Source organism: Streptomyces sp. AC627_RSS907, from assembly GCF_019049165.1.
On record NZ_JAGMUE010000312.1, the window covers coordinates 1 to 620 of the forward strand.

Sequence of the window (620 nt, forward strand, 5' to 3'; positions counted from 1 at the left end):
CCGGGAGCGTCACAGCGGCCTCGGCGCGGCTCCAGGTGGCCAGCCAGGCGTCCTGCGGGCGGCCCATGAGCAGCAGCACCGGAGGACAGGCGTAGATCTCGTCCTTGATCTGCCGGCACACGCCCATGCCGCCGGCGGGCGCGGTCTCGCCGTCCAGGACGCAGACGTCGATCCCGCCGGCCTCCAGGGCTTCCAGGACGGCGGGCAGGGTGGCGCACTCCAGGTACTCGACCTCGGGGACGTCCGCCGCTGGTCGCCGCCCGGCGGCCAGCCGCACCTGCTCGCGGGTGCCCGCGTCATCGCTGTAGACCAGCACCGTGGCAGTGGGCCGCATCTTTCCTCCAGGCAGGTGGACGGCACGGAACGGACTGCGTCCGTGGGGCGGATGCTACTGCGCCGGGGCCCGCGGCGAGGAGAGGTCGTACGGATCTTCCCCGGGCTCGACGGGGCGTCAGGAGGGCTGGCGCGCGGAACGCGTTGCGGAGCCCCGGATACCGTTTCCCTCCTTCGAGGGACCGCCGCAATAGGCCGTACGAGCCGCTTGAACAGCCTTGACACTCCGAACGGGACCCCCCGAGGTGAGGGCGGGATAAGCGACCGACATAATGTCGGTCGTGGCG

The 620-nt window shown here is 71.9% G+C and carries 1 protein-coding gene; it reads right to left on the reverse strand.

Features of this window, described 5'->3' with window-relative positions:
* A partial coding sequence (locus KUM32_RS35460; RefSeq protein ID WP_217146042.1) for a hypothetical protein occupies window positions 1-334 on the reverse strand: 334 nt, incomplete at its 3' end.
* Window positions 335-620: the final 286 nt, after the last annotated feature.